The sequence below is a fragment of the Nocardia sp. BSTN01 genome (genome assembly GCF_015354405.1).
In the GTDB taxonomy this organism is placed as follows: domain Bacteria; phylum Actinomycetota; class Actinomycetes; order Mycobacteriales; family Mycobacteriaceae; genus Nocardia.
On sequence record NZ_JADKYP010000119.1, the window covers coordinates 1 to 4,858 of the forward strand.

General features: G+C 65.8%; 5 protein-coding genes, 4 tRNA genes and 1 pseudogene. 9 read left to right on the top strand and 1 reads right to left on the bottom strand.

What is annotated here, in order from left to right; genetic code table 11:
* Nucleotides 1-2 precede the first annotated feature (2 nt).
* A complete protein-coding gene (gene htpX, locus IRT45_RS35855) occupies nt 3-821 on the top strand; it encodes a zinc metalloprotease HtpX (RefSeq protein WP_309241305.1) in 819 nt (272 codons plus the stop codon).
* Here htpX and IRT45_RS35860 read toward each other — a convergent pair.
* Entirely contained in the window at nt 818-1,309 is a 492-nt protein-coding gene (locus IRT45_RS35860) for a YajQ family cyclic di-GMP-binding protein (protein WP_194810199.1), read from the bottom strand. The genes htpX and IRT45_RS35860 overlap by 4 nt on opposite strands.
* A gap of 164 nt (nt 1,310-1,473) precedes the next feature.
* On the opposite strand from IRT45_RS35860, the gene IRT45_RS35865 reads away from it, so the two are divergent.
* The 8 genes and pseudogenes from IRT45_RS35865 to IRT45_RS35900 form a co-directional block, all read left to right on the top strand.
* Nucleotides 1,474-1,554, top strand: a tRNA-Tyr gene (locus IRT45_RS35865).
* Nucleotides 1,555-1,956: 402 nt separating this feature from the next.
* Nucleotides 1,957-2,029 (top strand) — tRNA-Thr (locus IRT45_RS35870).
* A 65-nt stretch (nt 2,030-2,094) separates the two neighbouring features.
* Nucleotides 2,095-2,167, top strand: a tRNA-Met gene (locus tag IRT45_RS35875).
* A gap of 43 nt (nt 2,168-2,210) precedes the next feature.
* The gene (gene rpmG, locus IRT45_RS35880) at nt 2,211-2,381 is read left to right on the top strand and encodes a 50S ribosomal protein L33 (RefSeq protein WP_011211653.1); all 171 of its coding nucleotides are present in this window, start codon (nt 2,211-2,213) and stop codon (nt 2,379-2,381) included.
* A 220-nt stretch (nt 2,382-2,601) separates the two neighbouring features.
* On the top strand, nt 2,602-3,672 hold the full coding sequence (locus tag IRT45_RS35885) for a fused (3R)-hydroxyacyl-ACP dehydratase subunits HadA/HadB (RefSeq protein ID WP_309241306.1): 1,071 nt from the start codon (nt 2,602-2,604) through the stop codon (nt 3,670-3,672).
* A 240-nt stretch (nt 3,673-3,912) separates the two neighbouring features.
* Nucleotides 3,913-3,985 (top strand) — tRNA-Trp (locus IRT45_RS35890).
* A gap of 31 nt (nt 3,986-4,016) precedes the next feature.
* Complete coding sequence (gene secE, locus IRT45_RS35895) at nt 4,017-4,430, top strand: preprotein translocase subunit SecE (protein ID WP_194810200.1); 414 nt, start codon at nt 4,017-4,019, stop codon at nt 4,428-4,430.
* Between the two features lie 140 nt (nt 4,431-4,570).
* Nucleotides 4,571-4,858, top strand: a pseudogene (locus tag IRT45_RS35900) (transcription termination/antitermination protein NusG); the annotation flags it as partial.

A 4,858-nucleotide genomic window follows, 5' to 3' on the forward strand; every position in this document is an offset into this window, starting at 1 on the left:
TGATCGTGTTCGCAGGCGCGATGTTCCGCAACCCCACGATTCTGATCATCGCCATCCTGCTGGCCGTGGGCATGAACGCCTACGCCTATTTCAGCAGCGACAAGCTGGCCCTGCGGGCCATGCACGCGCAGCCGGTATCCGAACTCGAAGCGCCCGTGATGTACAAGATCGTGCGTGAGCTGGCCACCACCGCGCGCCAGCCCATGCCGCGGCTGTACATCAGCCCGACGAACGCGCCCAACGCGTTCGCCACCGGTCGCAACCCGCGTCACGCGGCGGTGTGCTGTACCAGCGGCATCCTGCAGATCCTCGACGAACGGGAACTGCGGGCGGTGCTGGGCCACGAACTGTCGCACGTCTACAACCGCGACATCCTGATCTCCTCGGTCGCCGGCGCGCTGGCCGCGGTCATCTCCGGCCTGGCCAACCTGGCCTTCTTCGCGAGCATGTTCGGCGGTGGGAGCCGCGACGGCGAAGGCCCGAACATCCTCGGCGTGCTGCTGGTCTCCCTGCTCGGCCCGATCGCCGCCACTCTGATCAAACTCGCCGTCTCCCGCTCCCGCGAATACCAGGCCGATCAGGACGGCGCCGAACTCACCGGCGACCCGCTGGCCCTGGCCTCGGCGCTGCGCAAACTCGAACGCGGCACCCAGGCCGCGCCGCTGCCGCCCGAGCCGCAGCTGACCGCGCAGTCGCACCTGATGATCGCCAACCCCTTCCGGGCCGGCGACAAGATGGCGCGCTGGTTCTCCACTCACCCGCCGATGGGCGAGCGCATCCAGCGCCTCGAGCACATGGCAGGCGGGCCGCGCAGCTACTAGCGGTAGTTGACGAACTGCAGGGCCACGTCGAGGTCCGCACCCTTCAGCAGCGCGATGACGGCCTGCAGGTCGTCACGCTTCTTACCGCTGACCCGCAGTTCGTCGCCCTGGATCTGCGCCTTCACGCCCTTGGGGCCCTCGTCGCGGATCTTCTTGGAGATCTTCTTCGCGTTCTCCGGGGAGATGCCCTGCACCAGGGTGCCGGTGATCTTGTAGATCTTGCCCGAGGCGGCCGGCTCGCCCGCGTCGAACGCCTTGAGCGAGATGTCGCGGCGAATCAGCTTCTCCTTGAACACCTCGAGTGCGGCCTTCACCCGTTCCTCGGATTCGGCCGACAGCACGATCTTCTCCTCACCCGACCAGTCGATGCTCGCACCCGTGCCGCGGAAGTCGTAGCGGGTGTTGAGCTCCTTGGCCGCCTGGTTGAGGGCGTTGTCGACCTCCTGCCGGTCGACCTTGCTGACGACATCGAATGACGAATCGGCCACGCTGCGCTCCTGTCTGACGGCTCACATTTCACCCGGAACTCCGGTAGGGAACTTTCTACCCCGGCCGCCCCGCATCGGTCACGGCACCCCCGCTGGCCAGCCGGTTTGCATCCGAGCGCCCTGGTCGTTGTATTCTGCTCTGCGCGCTGGCAACAGTGCGACAAGGCGGATTGCCCGAGTGGCCAAAGGGAGCTGACTGTAAATCAGCCGCGCAAGCTTCGGAGGTTCGAATCCTTCATCCGCCACCCTCTCAGGGCCCTCCCTAATCGGGGAGGGCCCTCTTCTTGTTCGAGGGTGATTGGTGGGGGCCCGGCCCCCACACCCCACGCCGGGAGGGCTTTGCCCCCGGCCCCCCTTTCAGCCGGTTGCGTTTCCGGCGTCGGTTGTCCAGCCCCGTTCGAGGCAACCTCGACGAGATGGTTCACCCTGGTGGGTTTCGGCCCGCCTCGATTTTGGAGCGAGGGAGCGCAGCGACTGAGCGGAGGAGTGAAAAATCGAAGTCCAGGGGGCCGAAACCTCGCCGGAGCGGAGCGGAGGCCAACTACCCTGACCTGCTGGTTTGGTAACTTCGCGGGGGAGTGTGTAACCTCGTTCAAGGCTTCAGCGCCCCGGGTTCGAGGATTCGAGTTCGGAGCGAATGGAGCCATGCCCCCTTAGCTCAGTCGGCAGAGCGTTTCCATGGTAAGGAAAAGGTCAACGGTTCGATTCCGTTAGGGGGCTCGCCGGATTGCCGGTGGTGACCGACGGCATGTCTGAGGCCGGGCGCCATCGCAAACCGACCTTATGGCGGTGTAGCTCAGTCGGTAGAGCAAACGACTCATAATCGTTGTGTCGCCGGTTCAAGTCCGGCCATCGCTACAAAACTGATACCCCGTCAGGTTGACCCGAAAGAAGGCATATCGTGGCCGCGAAGTCCACCGATGTCCGGCCAAAGATCACCTTGGCCTGCGAGCAGTGCAAGCATCGCAACTACATCACCAAGAAGAACCGGCGCAACGACCCGGATCGTCTGGAGCTGAAGAAGTTCTGCCCGAACTGCGGCACCCACCGGGCGCACCGCGAATCTCGCTAGATCTCATCGCGTGCACGCTGCCGCGCGCGAAGTCGGCGCCCGGATCCAGGGAGGTCTGTCGATGACCTTCCCGGATTTCCGTGGACCGCGTCGACCCATGCAGCACCTCATGCCGGAGCAGGTTTCCCGACCCGCTCCGGCATTTGCTGTACTTGCGGTAGTTTCACGCTCCGCAGACTCCCGGTAGCGGAGTCAGATAGGGACTCAACTCTCCGTGACAATCAACACCGGAACCGATGCCGTGGACGCGCAGATCGCCGACACCGAACCGTTCGACCCGTCGGCCCACGCCGCGGCCATGGTCGGACACCACTATCGCGTCGACGACTACTACGAGGTCGGCCGCGAGAAGGTGCGCGAATACGCACGCGCGGTGCAGGACTATCACCCCGCGCACTGGGACGAGAGCGTCGCCCGCGAATACGGACACGACGGACTGCTCGCACCGGTGACGTTCATCTCCCTGGTCGGCATCCTGGCCCAGCGCAAGCTGTTCGAACAGGTCGTCACGGGTTACGACCTGAGCCAGATCATGCAGACCGACCAGATCCTGGAATTCCACCGCCCGATCCGGGTCGGCGACCAGCTCACCTGCGACGTCTACCTGCACTCGTTCCGGCAGGCCTTCGGCGGCGACATCATCGTCACCAAGAACATCGTCACGGCGCAGAACGACGAACTGGTGCTCACCACGTACACCACCCTGGTCGGCCGCAGCGGCGGTGACGTCGATCCCAATATCGCCGACGCCGTCCGCAACATCCTCATGCACGGCATGGGGGAGGCGCCCGACCGCCCGACCGCCGAGCCGCCCATCACGGCGCCCCCGGTGCCGGTGACCACGGTTCCCGAGGTCACGGTCAGCAGCCACACGCGTTCGTTCGACAGCGTGGCCGTCGGCGACGAACTGCCGGCCCGCATCGTCCGGCTCACCCGCGGCGATCTGGTGAACTACGCGGGCGTCTCCGGTGACGCGAACCCGATCCACTGGAGCGACGAGGTCGTCGCGCTCGCCGGCCTGGACAACGTCGTCGCGCACGGCATGCTGACCATGGGCCTGGGCGGCGGATTCGTCACCTCCTGGCTCGGTGATCCGGGCGCGGTGAAGGAATACAACGTGCGTTTCACCAGCCCGGTCTACGTGCCCGGCGACCACCCGGCCGAGGTCGAATACACCGGCAAGGTGAAGTCGGTGGACCCGGAGAACCGCACCGCCGTGATCGCGATCGTCGCCAAATCCGGCGGCCGGAAAATCTTCGGGCGTGCGACCGCGACGGTGCAGCTGGCATGATGGTCGGCGGGCCGGCAAGCCGCTTCGCGGTGGCCGACGGCCCGATTGGCTATCCGCCGGGGCGGTAACGTACACTCGGATTTCTGGGGTCGCCAGCCACTGCGCGCTGCTCTGAGGGGCTGGTTCCGGGCGGGTGACCGCCGGGGCCGGCACACCGGCGGAGCGGCGCGCGTGTTGTGTGGCCCCGGGTTGGCACAACTGAATAAGCACCGTGCTGGATGACATTGCGATTCCAGCCGAAGGGGCGTAGCTCAATTGGCAGAGCAGCGGTCTCCAAAACCGCAGGTTGCAGGTTCAAGTCCTGTCGCCCCTGCACTGGATGCCAGCGACGAGAGAGGGTTCACGTGAGCGACGAGCGGGACATTCGCCACGGCGCGCATGCCGCCGATGACGAAGACACCGCTGCGGTCAGCCGGCCGAGTGGTAAGCGGTCGACTCGCCGGGCTCGCACCGGATCCTCCTCGGACACCGGCTCCGTCGCCACGATCGACCGTGGTGACAGCTCGGATTCGGCATCGCGCAAGGCGTCCAAGTCGGCGGGTAAGAAGACCGCCGAACGCGGTCGGGGCAATCCCTTCAAGCGCCTGGTGAAGTTCCTGCGGGAAGTCATCGCGGAACTGCGCAAGGTGATCTGGCCCAACCGCAAGCAGATGGTCACCTATACAAGCGTTGTCCTGGTGTTCGTGATCTTCATGGTCGCGTTCATCAGCGGGTTGGACCTGGCGTTCATCAAGGGTGTCAACTGGCTGTTCGGCTAGCTGACCGGTGCGTCAGGAGCGGAGCCTACGGAGCGACCCATGGGCGCTGCCAGCCGTCCGCCGAGCGAGGACGGAAACCATCCGTCGGATTCACCTCCGGCGTAGTGGATGTACGTGACGACACAGGAAGCGAGTGCCCAGTGAGCACCCCGGAGAACGGCACAACCGACGAGTTCCCGGTCGACGACGAGGCGGCGGAGACGGCCGTCGACGAGGCGACCGTCTCGGACGGTACCGAGGCGTCCTCCGGCGAAGTCGAGGGCGACGCCGACGAGACCGGCACCGACGCGTCCGCGGAGCCCGCGGCACCGGAGGAACCCGCCGACCCTGTCGCCGAGATGAAGGCCGCGCTGCGTCGCGCCCCCGGTGACTGGTACGTCATCCACTCCTACGCCGGTTACGAGAACAAGGTGAAGACCAACCTCGAG